This window comes from Neobacillus sp. S1227, assembly GCF_055385255.1.
The window spans coordinates 4,735,803-4,753,031 of sequence record NZ_AP038276.1; the positions used below are offsets into that span (position 1 = coordinate 4,735,803).

16 protein-coding genes and 1 riboswitch are annotated in these 17,229 nt (G+C 34.6%); of the genes, 1 reads left to right on the forward strand and 15 read right to left on the reverse strand.

Annotation, left to right across the window (positions count from 1 at the left end):
• Window positions 1-47: 47 nt before the first annotated feature.
• The 15 genes from ACZ5AE_RS23830 to ACZ5AE_RS23900 form a co-directional block, all read right to left on the reverse strand.
• On the reverse strand, window positions 48-275 hold the full coding sequence (locus ACZ5AE_RS23830; RefSeq protein WP_464566977.1) for an acyl carrier protein: 228 nt from the start codon (window positions 273-275) through the stop codon (window positions 48-50).
• Between the two features lie 31 nt (window positions 276-306).
• On the reverse strand, window positions 307-939 hold the full coding sequence (locus ACZ5AE_RS23835) for an acetyltransferase (RefSeq protein WP_464566978.1): 633 nt from the start codon (window positions 937-939) through the stop codon (window positions 307-309).
• Window positions 940-1,001: 62 nt separating this feature from the next.
• Window positions 1,002-1,997, reverse strand: a complete 996-nt coding sequence (locus ACZ5AE_RS23840) for a GNAT family N-acetyltransferase (protein WP_464566979.1) — start codon at window positions 1,995-1,997, stop codon at window positions 1,002-1,004.
• Window positions 1,998-2,078: 81 nt separating this feature from the next.
• Complete coding sequence (locus tag ACZ5AE_RS23845) at window positions 2,079-3,224, reverse strand: polysaccharide deacetylase family protein (RefSeq protein WP_464566980.1); 1,146 nt, start codon at window positions 3,222-3,224, stop codon at window positions 2,079-2,081.
• A gap of 36 nt (window positions 3,225-3,260) precedes the next feature.
• Entirely contained in the window at window positions 3,261-4,808 is a 1,548-nt protein-coding gene (murJ, locus tag ACZ5AE_RS23850; protein ID WP_464566981.1) for a murein biosynthesis integral membrane protein MurJ, read from the reverse strand.
• The gene (locus ACZ5AE_RS23855; protein WP_464566982.1) at window positions 4,805-5,989 is read right to left on the reverse strand and encodes an O-antigen ligase family protein; all 1,185 of its coding nucleotides are present in this window, start codon (window positions 5,987-5,989) and stop codon (window positions 4,805-4,807) included. The genes murJ and ACZ5AE_RS23855 overlap by 4 nt, the downstream gene beginning before the upstream one ends.
• Window positions 5,990-6,039: 50 nt before the next feature.
• Window positions 6,040-7,350, reverse strand: a complete 1,311-nt coding sequence (locus tag ACZ5AE_RS23860) for a nucleotide sugar dehydrogenase (RefSeq protein WP_464566983.1) — start codon at window positions 7,348-7,350, stop codon at window positions 6,040-6,042.
• A 15-nt stretch (window positions 7,351-7,365) separates the two neighbouring features.
• Window positions 7,366-8,535, reverse strand: a complete 1,170-nt coding sequence (locus tag ACZ5AE_RS23865; RefSeq protein ID WP_464566984.1) for a glycosyltransferase family 4 protein — start codon at window positions 8,533-8,535, stop codon at window positions 7,366-7,368.
• Between the two features lie 140 nt (window positions 8,536-8,675).
• Window positions 8,676-9,293, reverse strand: a complete 618-nt coding sequence (locus tag ACZ5AE_RS23870) for a sugar transferase (RefSeq protein WP_464566985.1) — start codon at window positions 9,291-9,293, stop codon at window positions 8,676-8,678.
• A gap of 68 nt (window positions 9,294-9,361) precedes the next feature.
• Complete coding sequence (locus ACZ5AE_RS23875) at window positions 9,362-10,276, reverse strand: beta-1,6-N-acetylglucosaminyltransferase (protein ID WP_464566986.1); 915 nt, start codon at window positions 10,274-10,276, stop codon at window positions 9,362-9,364.
• Between the two features lie 88 nt (window positions 10,277-10,364).
• Window positions 10,365-11,132: a tyrosine-protein phosphatase gene (locus ACZ5AE_RS23880; RefSeq protein WP_464566987.1), complete on the reverse strand. Its 768-nt coding sequence runs from the start codon at window positions 11,130-11,132 to the stop codon at window positions 10,365-10,367.
• A 103-nt stretch (window positions 11,133-11,235) separates the two neighbouring features.
• Complete coding sequence (locus tag ACZ5AE_RS23885; RefSeq protein WP_464566988.1) at window positions 11,236-11,916, reverse strand: CpsD/CapB family tyrosine-protein kinase; 681 nt, start codon at window positions 11,914-11,916, stop codon at window positions 11,236-11,238.
• A complete protein-coding gene (locus ACZ5AE_RS23890) occupies window positions 11,903-12,652 on the reverse strand; it encodes a YveK family protein (RefSeq protein WP_464566989.1) in 750 nt (249 codons plus the stop codon). The genes ACZ5AE_RS23885 and ACZ5AE_RS23890 overlap by 14 nt, the downstream gene beginning before the upstream one ends.
• Before the next feature lie 67 nt (window positions 12,653-12,719).
• On the reverse strand, window positions 12,720-13,829 hold the full coding sequence (locus ACZ5AE_RS23895) for a DegT/DnrJ/EryC1/StrS family aminotransferase (RefSeq protein ID WP_464573725.1): 1,110 nt from the start codon (window positions 13,827-13,829) through the stop codon (window positions 12,720-12,722).
• Between the two features lie 132 nt (window positions 13,830-13,961).
• Window positions 13,962-15,791 (reverse strand): polysaccharide biosynthesis protein, encoded by a 1,830-nt coding sequence (locus tag ACZ5AE_RS23900; protein ID WP_464566991.1) that lies wholly within the window; start codon window positions 15,789-15,791, stop codon window positions 13,962-13,964.
• A gap of 863 nt (window positions 15,792-16,654) precedes the next feature.
• Here ACZ5AE_RS23900 and ACZ5AE_RS23905 point away from each other — a divergent pair.
• Window positions 16,655-17,002 carry a helix-turn-helix domain-containing protein gene (locus ACZ5AE_RS23905; protein WP_464566992.1) on the forward strand — a complete coding sequence of 116 codons (348 nt, stop codon included), beginning with the start codon at window positions 16,655-16,657 and terminating at the stop codon, window positions 17,000-17,002.
• Window positions 17,003-17,100: 98 nt separating this feature from the next.
• A riboswitch (SAM riboswitch) is annotated at window positions 17,101-17,213 on the forward strand.
• The last annotated feature ends 16 nt before the right edge of the window (window positions 17,214-17,229 follow it).

Below are 17,229 nucleotides of genomic sequence, written 5' to 3' on the forward strand. Positions count from 1 at the left end.
TTTTTAAAAAAAAGACATCGAATATTAGTTTCCTTGCAAATGATTGTTTACAAGTAAACTAATTTCATAATGTCTTCAACCTTTTTGCAATCAAGAAGGGACTTTGAATCGATTGTTTTTCCAAATTCCTCTTTAAATAAAGCAACAATACCTAATCGCCCCAAGGAATCCCAACCATCTAACTCTTCTAGAACCGTATCATTGGTTAAAATAATTTCCTCTTCAAATAAGGCTTCTGCAATTTTGTTAATTAACTCCTCTTTTACCATTTGCATATAAATCTCCCCTTCAAAATAATTTAATATTCTAATAAACTTTTACTGCAGGATTTCCGAATACTGTTATATTTTCTTTTACATTACGTATTACTACACTTCCAGCGCCAATTGTTGCATTTTTTTGAATGCGAATTTGCGGTAAGATCGTTACTCCCCCACCTACATAGACAGAGTCTTCTATTCTTACGTTGCCCATGATGTTACTGTGTCCTGCCACCATACAGCCGTTCCCGACTTTTGCATCATGACCTATAATCGAGTAACTATCTAATGTAACAAAATCACCCATTGCAGCATTGTTAGAAACAATGGAATAGGGGCATAAGATAACACCTATTCCCAAGGCTGCATTCTCAGCAACTATGGCAGTAGGATGAATTAAATTGGTGAATTTAACCCCCTTTTTTAAAAGTTGATTGCATATGCGGACTTTATCCGTAACACTGCCTATCCCACAGATTAGATATTCACCTTTTTGGGGTTCATATTCCTCAATTGTGCTGATAACTTTATTATCCAGATTAAACTGACTAAGATCATTTATATTATCATCAATAAAGCATATTTCTTCCCAACAGTTGTTTTCTTTTTGTACATCCTTGGCCCAAGTTAATATTTCTCTGCCAAAACCACCCGCACCAATAATTATTAATCTTTCCATAATGCCCCTTTGCCTCCCGGTATAATAAGTAACTGTAAAATTTAATGACTATAAATCTTTCATTAGGCACCGCGGATTTTTCTAAACAACTGAATTGCTTTTTTAGCCCCATTTCGGGCAGGTATGAGAAATCTGTATTTTGAGATAATAATACGCGGATAAACAACTAACTCCGGGCTGAATTTCTTTTTATAGTCCCTCAATCCCACCATGTCCATTGCTGTAGCCCCACGACTACGCCAATACTTTATGGCATACCAGAACATATACTCATTTGGTCTATAATGTTGATATTCCCTATAGCTGGCTCCGCCCCAGAAATAACACGTATCATTTAAACCTGGGAAAATGGATGTTGCAATGCATTTTCCATCTGGATCACATACTTTTAAACAAAGCAGTCCATCAGGATTATCTTGGTATGATTTGATTAAATCAATCACTTTTTCTCTATTATAGTTAGGTTTTAAATTTTGCTTTTCAAAAACATCTATTAATTGATCATAATATTCATTGGCAAATTCGATGGTTGGTTTTACTTGGGAAATAGTTGCACCACGTCGTTCAAACTGACGAATTAATCTTTGACAATTCGATTTAAATGATTTAAAAAGTTCTTCGTCAGGACGATTAATATTTAATACGTATGTGCTATGTGGTAAATAATGATACTTTAATTCTTTTAAGCTATCGCAGCCTATATGAACATCTACAATCTCCATATATAAACAATTGAGATTTTTAAATGCATACCTTTTTACACTTTCAATCAGGCTTACCCTATCAACAGTTTCACCTGCACAAAAGCCCATGTTACAGGTTGCCCAACCTTCAAAGGGACTCCCCATTATCTTTATCCCAAATTGCTTAAAGACCATACCAACGAAAAATGCTATTGTTTCATTCCCCTTTGTTATTTGTAGAACCACTGGCTTTCCTTTCCCATTATCCTCGAGGAAAGTCAGCCATTCCTTAGTCATAAATACTGTTTGTTTTATATCCTTATTGGATTCTAAACTTTTAAGTAAATCTAAATTTACTTCTTTGACCTCGTACATACCATTTTCCCCTTTAAATAACTCTTCTGTTTAAAATTCCGCCATTATCTATAGTTGTTTTATGCACCAGAGGTACTTTTTCTATGTCAAAATTCTTTTTAACTTTGGCAGTTTATCCAATAACCTGTAATCTTCTATACTGTTACCTCTCAAATCTATGCTTTCCAGTTCTAAAAAATATTGGATACCGTCAAGATTTCTAATATTCTTATTGCTTAATTCCAATTCCTTAATAGAGACTAAATCTTTAATCAATACCCATTTATCATCGCAAGAGAGTATATTCCTTATGCCTTCTTCAAGATTACAGTCAATGAAGGTTGCTACCCCTGAAGCTTCTGCAAGTGTATAAAACTCCATATCATTCTGTTTTACCTCATTAATAATTGCTTTTAGAATTCTGGGCGAAATTCTATATTTACCGGCAATTTCCGATTCCTTTCCCCAGCCAAAATCATCCCACTTACAATCTTCCGGCAAAATAGAATGGCACATAAAAACTAAGTTTTTCCTAGTATTTTTAGCTATTTTGATGGCCTTTTTTATATCTTTTATTTGAAAAAAGTAATTCTGATCGATGCAAAGTGAAGGAAAAAAGCCGGATTGTCCAAACGTAACTAAGTTATTGTTACTTAAATGTCCCCGTGCCACTTTAAAATATTGAGGGATGATGGCTGAAAGTGTTTGTTCATCATGAGCACTTCCAGGATAGGCAAACGAAACAGGTTTTTTGAATTTATTACCTGTTTTAGAATGTGATTGATTTTCCATCCACTCCAACAGTGGTATAATATCGTCCTCAACCCATTTGTTTACACCGAATTCCTTAGAATACTGGGCTGCATTTCGATGTTTAAAGCCATGATGCACGATTTCGTGACCATTTGATTGAAGTTCCAAAAGCATATCAATTTCTTGTTGAGTATGCATCCGATTATGTTCGAATGGATGAAAGGCATTTATATTAAAAGTGACTTTTATATCATAAAAACCAAAGATTTCCCTGCCATATTGATACCAATGATTTACCCGATAACTATCATCAAATGTTAATACTATGCCGCTTTTATTTATATAGGGGACTAAAGTTTCTGTTAATTGATCGTTATTTTCCTTATTTGAATGCTGCAATTGATTAATGATATTTGCAGCGCGGTATTGTCCTATATATTTATTTTCTTTAACATAATTAAGTACTTTTTTTAAATGGGCTTTCGTATCTAACAATTACAAATCCCCCCGCAATGATTCTTTCAGCACTGCCTATAAACTAACCCCTTTTTCTTTTTCCTTTTTCAGATGTCTTATCTTATTTTTTGCTATCTGCACCACTACATCCACTTCTTCAATTTTCATAAAATAAATAAGGGCTGCATACAAGATGGCCCCAAACAAAAATGAAACTATTAATGAAAAGCTTAATCCTAACTGACCCATTAACACTTGAAAGACCAACTTTATTACCACACCCATGACAATGGAAGAAATAGAGATTTTAAAAAAAGACGAAAACATCTCTTTAGTGCTAAATCGTCCTGCTTTTTTTTGCAGACTAACAAATAACAAAAACGCTCCAATTATTGCAGAGATACTCGTTGCTAAAGCTATTCCATCTAGCCCCATAAATTTTGATAAAGTTAGATTCAATATAATATTTAATAACAGGGCTATAGATGCGTTAATCATTGGTGTTTTCGTATCTTGCAAGGAATAAAAGGCCCGGGACAGAACTTCTCGAATGCCCATAGCCGTATTACCAATGGAGAAAAATAATAATGTACTAGAAGTAAGTAATAATGCGCTGTGATCAAATGCACCCCTGCCAAATAAAATCCTGACTATTGGTTCAGCAAATAAAATACATATGACAGATGCGGGTACAACGATTAAATTAATCCAACAAATGGCTTTTGTAATTAAGTCTTTAAAGCCTGTTTGATTACTTTCAGCAGCCGCTTTAGAAATGACGGGAAAAACAACAGTAGCAATGGTCATAACAAATACCCCTTGAATTAACTGACTAATTCTGCTGGAGTATGTAAGTGCTGAGATCCCGCCAACAACAATCCGGGAAGCTAACGTTTTATCCACTATTAAATTAATTTGATTCACTGAAACTCCAATAATAATTGGTAAGGCCAAAAACATCAGGTGTTTTAAATGTTTATCTTTAAAATTTAAAACGAATTGATATTTAAAGCCGCTCTTCATTATATATGGCAATAAAAATAATAATTTACATCCCTCGGCCAATATGCCGCCAATAGGAAGAAAAATCCTATTGATCCCAGCACTTAAAACAACTGACAGGGTTACAACGATATTGTATGGTATTCCCAATAGCGAGGTTGCAATAAATCTGTCTTTAAGCTGCAAGTAACCTGTAAAGACATATACCAAGCAGGAAAAGTAAATTCCCAAGATACTAATTTTCGTAAACTGAACTGCTAAATTTAAACTATCACCTTTAAATCCGGAAGCAAAAAGCTTTACAAGCTGCACAGTGAACAATTGTGAAAATAGCAGTATAATAGTACATAATAAAATGACGAAACCAATAATATTATTTGTAAAGCGGTCAGAAGCTGCGACACTTTCATTTTTTTCTATCTGTGTGTACATCGGAATATAACTGGTTGCTAAGCCTGTTCCGATTAATGATACAATAATTATTGGAATAGTATCGGAGATTAGATAGGCATCGCTAATATCGGACGTTCCATAATAAAAAGATAATATTATATCTCTCAAAAAACCTAAGACTTTTGAAAACAGGGTGAGCAGCATGACAAAAATCACTGTTTTTTTCATTTATATATCCTTTTTGTCCCTACGGCGTTGATATGGTAATTAATAAAAATGGAGTTTGTTTTTGGTTTTATTAGAGCAGATTTCATCTGGTAGTTGATCAGCATGGACAGCAAAAACCAATATTCTGGTCTAATCCAATAATCGGAACTGACCAGCAATCGCCCTAATACTGTCGAAATAACAAGAGTTGTAATTTTAAATATTTCCGTTTCCTGTTCCATTGAAATGATCCTGTATTTATAGCTACAGTAAACCCACAAGCAAATCCAGAAAAATAAAGCAATAAAGCCGGATTCCAATAGTATTTGAAGAAATACATTATGCGGATATAGGCCTAATACATTTTCAGAATAACCGATACCGTAACCGATTATTGGATTTTGCTTAATATAATAAATTACCGTTTTATAGAGTTCGTCACGCCCCGAACTTGATTCTGCAAGTCCGTCAATTACCATCATCCTCAGCTTTTCTACTGCGTAAGATTTAATACCCAGATCCACAAATAGATAATTTACAAACTTAATTGGAAGCTGATACTGAATTACTAAATAAATAGACGCAGCACTAAAAAAAGTTATAAAAAGTTTTTTCCCCATTCCTATTTTTTTACTAAAAAGAAAAACAAATAAGATGAGCAATAATAGAACAAGAATAGTACCGCGACTACCGTAGATAATCGTAATGGCAGTAGCAAAAATCGTCATTCCCCACCATATTAGGTTAGTCTTTTTTTGTCCAGCTGCCTCGAACCAAAACATAATAACAGAAGGGATCATTGCATATCCAAATCTCATATAGTTTATTGAGTCTAAGAATCCAACGAAAGGATAAGATCCGATCGCAATGAAATTTAATACCGCCAAATTTAAAAATGCAGTATAGAGTTCTTTGGAATCGGTATCTAAACTTCCTAATAAGAAGCCAGAAAAACCCTTAAGGATAAAACCTATAAATAAAGTTACCGTCAACATTATATTTTCACTTAATATCAAACCATTTAATAAATAAAACAAACTCAAAATAACAAAAAAAGGAAATACGTAGTATTTCACTCTAAAACCATTATTTAAAAGCATTAATATTAGCAATACTACAGTAAATCCAGCTACAGGAAGCTGTGAATTTACAATTGATGCAATTGGCTGAAGCAAACCAAATTGAAAAATGAACAATGCCATAATATACGCATTAACTTTTGCCGTATTTATTATTTGTCACCCTCTTCTATTTACAAGCTCCAATAAACGTAACCATTGTTTTCATATTCTTTTCTATTTAGTACACTTTTTACATCAATCATTACTTTTTTACAGCCGGCATACAATTGGTCATAGAAATCAAAACCATACTCCTTAAATTGAGTATGGGAAACCGCCAATATAATACAGTTCAAACCTTTTAATTCTTCTTTATCCAACAAATTTATTCGGTGTTGATCCCACACTTCCTCTTTGTTGGCCACTGGGTCATGCACAAACACATTGACCCCGAAGTCCTCTAATTCATGTATGATATCAATAACCTTTGAATTCCTCACATCAGGACAATTTTCTTTAAATGTCAGCCCAAAAATAGCTGCCTTTGCCCCGCTTACTGGCTGCTCGGCTTTAATCAGATTTTTTATAATATTGTAGGCTACATATTTCCCCATATCGTCATTAATCTTTCTACCAGCAAGAATAATTTGAGAATGATAGCCTAATTGCTCAGCCTTGTAAGTAAAATAATAAGGGTCCACCCCGATGCAATGACCCCCGACCAAACCCGGGGTAAATTTTAAAAAGTTCCACTTTGTAGCTGCTGCTTCGAGTACAGCTTTTGTTTCAATATCCATCTTATTAAAAACCATCGAAAGTTCATTCATAAAGGCAATATTAATATCCCGCTGAGAGTTTTCTATCACCTTTGCTGCCTCCGCTACCTTAATGGACTCAGCTCGATGTACCCCAGCCTCGATGATAGATTCATATAAACTTGAAATAATATTTAATGCCTCATCATCAGAACCAGATACCACCTTAATAATTTTGGTTAGTGTATTTATTTTATCCCCAGGATTGATTCTTTCAGGAGAATATCCCACTTTAAAGTCTTTACCCAGTTTCAATCCTGACTCCTTTTCTATGATAGGTATACAGATTTCTTCAGTTGTCCCAGGATAGACAGTAGATTCATACACTATAACGGAACCTTTTGTCAGGTTTCTACCTACAGTTTTACTTGCACTAATCACTGGGGTTAAGTCTGGTGTCTTGTCACTATTAATTGGGGTTGGTACGGCTATTACATGAAATTTGCAATTTCTCAGATTCCCTTCACTATTTGTAAAATGCAATGTTGTCTCTTTAAGAGCTTCCTCACCAACCTCATTTGTCACATCAATCCCATTTAGGTATTTTTCAATTTTATCCGGGCTGATATCAAACCCCACCACATCAAACTTTTTTGCAAACTCAATTGCTAATGGAAGCCCGACATACCCTAAACCAATCACAGAGATTTTCTCTTCTTTATTTACAATTTTAGTGAACAAATCCATGCCATTTTTCTCCTCTTAAATATTTTTAATGACATTTATCAGCTTATTCTTTGCAATAGTATCTGAATATTTATTTTCTGCCAGATTTCTCGAATTGAATGACATTTCACCCCTAAGTTTTGGGTTCGTTTTTAACTCTAGAATAGATAACGCCATTTCTTTTGGAGTTTTATTAGACCTTCCACAACTTGACTCTTCCAGCACTTCTTGTTGCCAGCCGCCATAATTAATTAAAATTGGGAGACCAGCTGCTAAGAAGTCAAAGAATTTATTCGCGCTATTATCTTCCAAGATTTTATATTTATTATCGACACACATAATTCCAAGGTCTGAAGATCTGATAACCCCTACGATTTGTTCTTTAGGCATTGCATTTTTTATGAGTACGTTTGTTAAATTTTCTTCCTTCACTCTTTTAATTAAATGCTCTTTCCGATTCCCTTCACCTATCAGCAAAAAAAGAACATCCTTATCTAATTCAATCATTTCTTTAGCGACATCCAGTACAAAATCAAGACCATTTACATGCCCCATCGTCCCGGGATGAATACAAACAAACTTTTCCTCTAAAAGAGATTCCCTATTTAAGTTTTGTACATTGTCATATAGATATAGATTTGACATATTTTCAATAATTGATAGCTTCTCAGCTGGAATCCCTTTATTAATAAGATTTTGGTACATTCCTTTAGAAAGTACTATGATATGTTCGGAATTTTTGTATATCCAAGCCTCAAGCTTCTTCAAGACTCCAGCAACAAACCTGTTATTAATGTACCCCAACTGAATCGGTACATCTGGCCAAACATCTCTCACCTCAAAGACTAACTTTTTTCTGAGTATTTTTTTTATCAAGACAGCCGGGAAGCCAATTGTTAAGGGAGTAGATGTAGCAAATACAACATCTATATTTTTTGTTTTTAGTCCTTTAATTAACGCTTTAAAAATATAATCAAAAAATGCAATAATTCTCCTCCACTTTGACATCTTGTTATTATATTTTGTACCGGTTGAATATACAGACAACCCATCTTGTAATTCATCATCTTTGTTTCCACGTTCAGTTCCTGTTATTACATTTACTTTATATCCATTTTCTGATAAATATTTCGCAAACTCATATGACCTTGTTCCGCCGTTTGAAGAGTTTGTTAAAAAATATTGATGTAAATATAATATTTTCATGTCCCCTACCAACCTTGCTTGTTTTAATTTTGAAGTTGCTTCCTATAGCATGTAATAACTAGTAGTTGTGAAATGTAAATTAAAAGCTGATTGGAGTTTTCCAATCAGCTTTTTTCAATCGAAAATTATTTAACTATTCATTACATAGAAATGTCTTCATAATTTTTTACAGAATTACCCTCAAAGGATGGCATGGTGGTATGATTATCATTTTTTATATCCTCTGATTTAATAACTTTAATAACTGTCAAATAAAGAATTTTTAAATCCAATAAAAAGCTTTGGTTTTCAACATACCATACATCTAATTTAAATTTTTCTTCCCAGGAAATTGCGTTTCTCCCATTTACTTGTGCCCATCCCGTTATTCCCGGTTTAACCAAAAGCCGCTTAGCTTGTTCATCAGAATACAAGGAAAGGTATTCCATTAATAATGGCCTTGGTCCCACTATGCTAATTTCACCTTTTAATACATTAATCAACTGTGGCAATTCATCTAAACTAAATTTGCGGAGAAAGTTTCCAAAGCGGGTTAATCTAAATTCATCCTCTAACAGGTCCCCATTTTCAGCTCTTTTATCCGTCATCGTTCGAAATTTATAGAGAATAAAAGGCTTTCCATGCATGCCAGGCCGTTGCTGCTTAAAAATGATTGGTGAGCCCAGTTTTATTCGAATGAGTATCGTAATAATTACTAAAACGGGACTAAATATTAATAAAACTATTGAAGCAAAGATGAGATCAAATATCCTTTTCAAAAACCTATCCCTCCCTAATTTGATGCTTTGAATAAAATGCTTCAGACTGACTGTTTTATCATTTTGGATTAGGAACCAAAAATTTTATTTTTAACAAATCGGACCGTTTTTGCATAATATTCAATGATAGAATTATCAATATTTTGATCAAATTTCCTCGCGAAAAATTGACCCGATTCATTGATCAAATCTTTATCTTCTATCTTTAAGAAACGGGGAGAATTTGAATTAAAACCCTCTCCCATAATGAGGAATAGTAAGTTATTATTAACCACATTCTTTTTAAAATGGGAATTCATAATTAATGTAGTAAAAAACCATTCATCGGGAATCAATGAATCTTTGAAAAATGTATAAAACCACTTATTATTATCTAAAAAGTCTACGATAAATTGAGCAACTTCATATGGAATAGTAAACCATTGTGAACCACGAAAAAAAGTAAATTCTTTTGGCCAATAATTTGTATTAGGTAAAATATTTATTCCTTTTTGGTACATGGTCTGTAAAAATCGCCTTAAAATTCTATACGGGTGAATTACTGGATACCTTCTTCGTGTTATCTTTGGCCATTTAATCTTTATCAAGCCAAGATTTTTTCTACTGACCTCTTTTAAAGAAAGAAATATGTTGTTTTTGTTCTCCATTAGAAAGTCTTTAAATCCATTTTTTACAAGTAAATCCTGACCACTTCTAAAGCAAACAAAATCATAATTGATCTTTGTCTGTAATACCTCTTTTAGCAGCAGAATAGTAGTCGTTACCTGACTTATATCTCCCCATTCACAAATAATACTCTGGTCAATGACTTTAACATATGGGCTTTTGATAATTTTTGGATACATATTTTCATAGCTTCTTTTATCAATATGGACAAATACATCAGCTGAATCTTCTGAAATCAGTTGTTCAATAAACTTATTTACTTGTTCTGGATTTGTGTGGACTTGCAAAATATATGCTGTTCGTTGTATAGTATTCATTCTAATAATCCCCTTAGAAATTAATAAATACCTTCCCCCCCCAAATACCCCATCGACAATTTAGTGAGTTTTATATCTATATTTATAATTAGATTTTAAAGACATCTAAAAATTTTCTGAAAGGAACTGGCTTTTCAACATATATTTGTTGACCGTTCAGAAGAAGCTCAGCATTTTCTTTAAAATAAAAAGTTCGGTCAATCCCAAACTTTTTGGTAATCGTTTTGTCTGCCTCCTGAAGAAGGAAGCCCCTTGAAGTTGTATTATGAGCGTCACTGGCAATAAAATGTGCCAAATTATGCTCAACGATCTTTTCCGAAAAGGATTTAATCTTTTTGCCAAAAATGCCGATTATGCTGCCTGCTGTAAGCTGCGTTAAAGCTCCTTCCTGAACAAAATTGAACAGTTGGGTATGATCGTCAATAAATCCCCTATTTCGCTCCGGGTGTACAATTATTGGCGTAATTCCTTTCAATAGCAGCTCGTAGACAACATTATGAGCGTAATCGGGTATCTCCCCCGAAGGAAATTCTAGTAATAAGTACTTACCTTTATTATCAAGGGTGAGTACTTCATCCTTTTCCAATGAGAGAAATATTTCCCGATGAATCCTTAACTCTTGACCAGCGTGAACAGTAAGAGGAATATTTTCTTTAATTAAATACTGATTTAACTCATTGACACACCCCATAATAACTTTCTTTGGATTTTCATATTGTCCATTTAAATGATGTGGTGTAGCAAATAAATGGGTAATTCCAGCTTCTACCGCTGCATTCACCATATCAAGACACTCATTAAGAATTTGGGGACCATCATCAAGGTCAGAAAGAATATGAGAATGTATATCGATCATGTACCGTGTACCCCTTATATAAAAGAGTTATTAATAATTAATCTTAAATTGTTTAAAAACATAGATTTATTGCGATGTAAAGTCCAATTTACAGATCAGCTTTTTACCCATATTGGCCATAATAATTATTTTGTTTTCCTTCGACCCCATTTACAACTACGCCAAGTATTGGAGATGCCGCCATCTCTAATAACTCCTTTGATTTCATGGCCCTGTCCCTTTTGGTCTTTCCACTTGCTACAACCATAATGACTCCATCGCATTTATTTGCCAAAATTTGCGAGTCTGAAACTGCGAGTGTTGGCGGTGTATCAAAAATGACATATTCGTACATTTCTTTTAGTTCCCTTAATACTAGTTCCATAGTGGTTGAGCCTAATAATTCTGATGGATTTGGGGGAATTGGGCCGCTTGGTAAAATGTCTAAATTAGGAACATACGACTTTACAATTGCTTGAGATATATTAATTTCCTTTGTAAGAATGTTTGTTAGCCCGTCTATGTTACTGACATTAAAAGCATAATGCACTGATGGTTTCCTTAAATCTGCATCCACAAGTAAAACCTGTTTTCCTTGCTGTGATAAAACTATCGCCAGATTTGCCGAAGTTGTTGATTTCCCGTCAGATGGCTCAGGCGAAGTGACAACAATTGAATTTATTTCTTTATCCACTGATGAAAAATACAGATTATTCCTTATGAGCCGATATTGTTCAGCAATAGGGGATTTCGGATAGGTATGGGCCACTATATGGACACTTTTTTTTTCTTTATTTTTCTGCATACGTAACACCAGTTTCACTTCCTGTTTTTTGTATTGTGGGTCTTTTGATGCCTTTTTTTTGAACTTCCGACAACGCCTGAATAGATCCAAGTACTGGCAAATTAAGATATGCTGCAACATCTTGATCGTTTTTTAAGCTATTGTCCATGTACTCTAATAGCAGGGAGATTCCTATTCCAATCAAAAGCCCAATTACTACTGCTACAGCAATATTTATTAATGGCCGCGGACTAACAGGTACAGGATATTTCTTTATTTCTGCTTTCGCAAGAATACTAACGTTATCAACGTTCATAATACCCTTGATTTCCTGTTGAAATGTTTCAGATATAGTATTTACAATTTCAACTGCATTCGCTAAATCGTGGTCTTGGACAGACAATGAAAAGACCTGTGAATTCTCCTTACTGGTGATAGTTATATTTTCATTTAGCTCTTCTTCAGTTTGTTTAAGGTCTAATTTGTCAATAACTTTTTCTAATATAGCCGGACTTTTTATGATTACACTATACGTATTGATTAAATCCACATTACCTTGCAATAAACTATAGTCAAAATTACTTTCTGAATTCTTCTGATTTACGAGGATTTGAGTAGAAGCCTGATATACCGGTGTCATTAAATAAAAAGAAACAAGACTGCTAATCAATCCTGCCATTAATGTTATAAGTAAAATTAATCTCCATCTTTTAAAAAGGATTGTTAATATTTCTATTAGACTAATAGTGCCTCCCATATCGTCCTCCAATTATATGATTCTGAAATTCAATTATTATCCTTTGCAGATATAAACATATTTTTAATTAGGGATCTATTATTTGTCTGATACATGCAATCACTCTCATTTGATCCTCAAATGCCATGTTTGATCCGGAAGGCAAGCATATTCCTGTTTTAAATAGTCTTTCCGAAACACTTTCATGTTCGTCATGTGGATAATACTTACATTTGCTGAAAAGGGGCTGCATATGAAGAGGCTTCCAAACATGTCTTGCTTCAATATTCTCCAACTCGAGGATGGCTAGTAAATCTTTTATGGAGACGCCGGTTTTACCTTCATCTATAGTTAGTGCCGTCAGCCACCGAGTAGAAAATGCGTTCTCTAATTCCGGCATAAAAGAAACACCTGGAAGATGAGCTAACTCCTGCTGATAAGTATTAAAAATGGCTCTTCTTGCATAAACTCTTTCATTCAAAACACTTAACTGACTGCGCCCAAGTCCGGCCAAAATATTGCTCATTCGATAGTTATAGCCTATTTCGCTATGCTGATAATGCGGGGCTGGATCCTTGGCCTGTGTTGCAAAAAATCTGGCTTTGTTCAGTGCTTCAGAATGATTGGAAATAAGCATGCCTCCGCCTGATGTTGTTATAATTTTATTGCCATTAAACGAAAAGATTCCAAATTCTCCAAATGTTCCGCTGGCCTTTCCTTTATATGTGGCCCCTAGTGACTCAGCTGCATCTTCGATAATGGGAACTCCGTAGTTCCGGCAGATGGAAACAAGCTCATCCATTTTGGCGGATTGCCCATATAGGTTTACGACGATGACAGCTTTTGGAAGTTTACCTATAGCAGCAGCATCAAAAAATGCTTTCTCAAGTGCGGCCGGAGACATATTCCATGTATCTGGTTCCGAGTCGATAAAAACTGGCTCCGCTCCCTGATACAAAATGGGATTGGCAGACGCAACAAATGTTAGGCTTGAGCAAAACACGATATCCCCTTTTTGAACATCCAATAATGAAAGGGCTAAATGGATGGCAGCGGTTCCTGAACTTAGGGCAACAGCACCCTTGACACCTGTAAAACTGGCTATTTCTTTTTCGAACTCATCAACATTTGGACCTAACGGTGCTATCCAATTAGATTCGAATGCCTCATGGATGTATTTCATTTCTACCCCGCTCATATGGGGAGGAGAAAGAAGAACTTTACTTTTCTTGGTTGTTTGCTGCAAAATAAACACCCCCAAAATTTAATCTCCAATAACCGTTTTAAATCTATCATCCTGCCATTTATTAGGAAGCGGGCAATACTTTAACTAGCCCGAAATGGTTTGGACAGGGGGCATGGGAACTGTTTTATAATTAGCAATTTTTAAAAGCCTGTCCCTTATCTCCTGTCTCTCAAGGCTATTGAAATGAGTAAGTAATTCTTCAATTTCCTCTATTAATAAGTCAGAGGATTTGCCTACATAAATTTTCGGATAAATTTGCTCTTCATGTACTTCTTCCTCTTTTAATAGTTCCTCAAACAGCTTTTCCCCCGGTCTTACTCCAGTAAATTCAATCCCTATCTCCTCCACGGAATTTCCCGATAACTTGATTAAATTTCTGGCGAGATCGACTATTTTTACCGGTTCCCCCATATCTAACACAAATATTTCCCCACCATTGGCAAGGGCCCCAGCCTGAATGACCAGTCTAGAAGCTTCAGGTATAGTCATAAAATACCTAACCATGTCAGGGTGGGTAACGGTAACTGGACCTCCCCTTTCAATTTGTCTTTTGAATAATGGAATAACGCTTCCCCTGCTGCCTAAAACATTTCCAAACCTTACGGCGACAAACTTTGTTCTGCTTTGTTGAGCCATCCACTGAATAATCATTTCTGCCAATCTTTTCGTAGCCCCCATTACACTTGTAGGATTCACTGCTTTATCGGTGGAGACCATCACAAATGTTTCTACGTCATGAGCAGATGCAGCATTTGCAATATTGATTGTGCCAATCAGATTATTTTTTATTGCTTCCTCAGGATTGCGTTCCATTAAGGGGACATGTTTATGAGCCGCTGCGTGATAGACAACATCCGGCTTGTGCATTCGTACAATCGTATCTATTTTTATATCATCTTGAATGTCGGCAATTTCAGTAATGAATTGAATAGGTGATCCCTTAAAGCTTTCCTTTAGTTCCATTTCAATTGTATAAATGCTATTTTCGCCATGGCCTAAAAGAATTAATTTTTTTGGATTAAAATGGGCAACTTGCCGGCAAATTTCTGATCCAATCGAACCACCGGCACCTGTAACTAGGACCGTTTTCCCCGTGGTGTATTTTGAAATGGAGGCCATATCGAGTTCTATTGGCTCCCTTCCCAAAAGATCCTCTACCTGAACATCGCGAAACTGATTAACAGATATCTTTCCGGTCACCAAATCCTCTAGCATCGGAAGGATTTGCGTTTTAGCAGCCGTCTTGGCGCATTCGTGAAAAATAACATTTAAGTCTTTTCTGCTAAGTGAGGGAATAGCTATAATAATGTTTTTAATATTTAAGTCTCGAACCGCCAATTCTATCGAAGGAACTCCCCCGACTACAGGAATACCCAGAATATCAAGCTTTTGTTTTTTGGGGTCATCATCAATGAAGCCTATTGGAAGAAGATGTGTGTCCCGATTTTTTAAAAGCTGTCTTGCAACCATTGTTCCTGCTGATCCTGCGCCAATGATCAGTGTTAGGCTTTTATTTTGGTTTTTATTGATGATGGAATCACGAAACATCCGCCAGCAAAATCTGGAGCCGCCAATAAACAAAATATGAAGGGACCAGATGACTGCCAGGAGCCTGAAATCGATTTTAATGAAGAACAGCTTCTGCAAAACCGCCGCCGTCATGATTGTGAATGTAACCACCTTGAAGATAACGAGCAACTCCCCAATACTGGCATATTGCCAAGCTTTTTTATAGAGTTTAAAAATAATAGAAAAGAGGTGATGGCTTAATAAAATGGAGATTGAAGTGACGATATTCAGATTGGTAAATACATTTGTTGTTGCGTCAACTAGAAATCTACTTATGAATAACACTATTATTACAACACATGAATCAACTAGAAAAAATAATGACAGCCTTTGACGATAGGTCATAATCTCTCCCCTTTTAAGTACATAAAAAATAGTTTAATGCATCTTAAATTAAAGCTTTTGAATACCCAGCTTTCTGAAGCAGGATATTCAGAAGCTTTAATTTAAAAATGGGGCATCCAACCCCCCCTCACGTCACACTCTTGACGACTAGCGTCTAAGGTTTATTTCAACCCACAGCATGACCGAGTGTCTCCATTGATAATGGTTAGGAGACCTCACCTATTACTTATTTAACATTCCATTCATTAAATAATAGTAAAAAATGATTTATTAAGAACATTTTTATTCAAAAAACACCAACAATATAATCATTGGCCAATTTCCCCATATCTTTTTTCCTATTACTTCGATATCCACATTATAACAAACAAAGTGTTCTTCGTAAAGAACAGCATTAGATAAATATTTCCAACAACAACCAAACGTTCCTAATAAAGAACATTTCGGCAATAGCCCAAAAAAATCCAATATAAAATCAACTACCTTCGTAATTTCAATCGTTAATTTGTTCTTTAAAAAGAATTAATTGTAAGTTATAATATCATTAACTGTGAAATTTTCATTGTCCAAGAATAAATATAAATAGTAAAGAAATCATTCTTAAAGAAAAAACAAATTATTTCTTCCTTGTATTACAAATAGAATTCCCTTCAACTTCCTGCTAGTGACTACGACAGATGAAGAGCAATACTGACCCCCGGATATAGAAAATTTTTTCTGAATGGATTTTTCCCGCAAACATTTTTACATTACGGCCTATTTTTGGTATTTCATAGCTGCCAAATAAAAGTTTTTTAATTTCTTTCAGGTCTATTCCTGAAACTGATGATTAATTTGAAAATTTGGGTAAAGAGGAGATTACTATGATTGGCGAACGAATAAAAAATTTACGAAAACAAAAAGGCTTATCTATTACAGAGCTTGCTGAACTTGCAAATGTCTCAAAATCATATCTAAGTTATATTGAAAGGAACCTAAATAAAAATCCATCTATTTATTTTTTAACGAAAGTTACTAAACCCTTGGATGTTTCTATTGAATATTTATTAACAGGACTTGATAGAGATGATTTTGATTCTAATGAAAATGAACCATTAGATGAAGAGTGGAAAAAAATTATTGAAAAAGCTATTGAAGATGGAATAGACAAAGATGATTTTCGAGAATACATTAACTATATTAAATTTAAACTCTGGGAAAAAAAGCAATAAAGCGCTTCCTTAAATAACTTAATTAGAAAATAAAGAAAATACATTGACACCATTCATTTAGTGTAGTAAATTTTATAAATAATCTAAATATTAATATGTTCTTATCAAGAGAGGTTGAGGGAAGGGCCCGGTGACACCTCAGCAACCTTCAATGACCTTCATTGAAACGGTGCTAAGTCCTGCAAATTGTTACAAATTTGCGAGATAAGAAGAGTGACAGATGTGTT

Coding starts and splice junctions, on each gene's coding strand:
- ACZ5AE_RS23890 (WP_464566989.1), bottom strand. CDS start 12,652: ATGGGAGGCACTATTAGTCTAATAGAAATATTAACAATCCTTTTTAAA.
- ACZ5AE_RS23875 (WP_464566986.1), bottom strand. CDS start 10,276: ATGAATACTATACAACGAACAGCATATATTTTGCAAGTCCACACAAAT.
- ACZ5AE_RS23905 (WP_464566992.1), top strand. CDS start 16,655: ATGATTGGCGAACGAATAAAAAATTTACGAAAACAAAAAGGCTTATCT.
- ACZ5AE_RS23860 (WP_464566983.1), bottom strand. CDS start 7,350: ATGGATTTGTTCACTAAAATTGTAAATAAAGAAGAGAAAATCTCTGTG.
- ACZ5AE_RS23895 (WP_464573725.1), bottom strand. CDS start 13,829: ATGAGCGGGGTAGAAATGAAATACATCCATGAGGCATTCGAATCTAAT.
- ACZ5AE_RS23835 (WP_464566978.1), bottom strand. CDS start 939: ATGGAAAGATTAATAATTATTGGTGCGGGTGGTTTTGGCAGAGAAATA.
- murJ (WP_464566981.1), bottom strand. CDS start 4,808: ATGAAAAAAACAGTGATTTTTGTCATGCTGCTCACCCTGTTTTCAAAA.
- ACZ5AE_RS23900 (WP_464566991.1), bottom strand. CDS start 15,791: ATGACCTATCGTCAAAGGCTGTCATTATTTTTTCTAGTTGATTCATGT.
- ACZ5AE_RS23855 (WP_464566982.1), bottom strand. CDS start 5,989: ATGGCATTGTTCATTTTTCAATTTGGTTTGCTTCAGCCAATTGCATCA.
- ACZ5AE_RS23830 (WP_464566977.1), bottom strand. CDS start 275: ATGCAAATGGTAAAAGAGGAGTTAATTAACAAAATTGCAGAAGCCTTA.
- ACZ5AE_RS23885 (WP_464566988.1), bottom strand. CDS start 11,916: ATGCAGAAAAATAAAGAAAAAAAAAGTGTCCATATAGTGGCCCATACC.
- ACZ5AE_RS23865 (WP_464566984.1), bottom strand. CDS start 8,535: ATGAAAATATTATATTTACATCAATATTTTTTAACAAACTCTTCAAAC.
- ACZ5AE_RS23880 (WP_464566987.1), bottom strand. CDS start 11,132: ATGATCGATATACATTCTCATATTCTTTCTGACCTTGATGATGGTCCC.
- ACZ5AE_RS23840 (WP_464566979.1), bottom strand. CDS start 1,997: ATGTACGAGGTCAAAGAAGTAAATTTAGATTTACTTAAAAGTTTAGAA.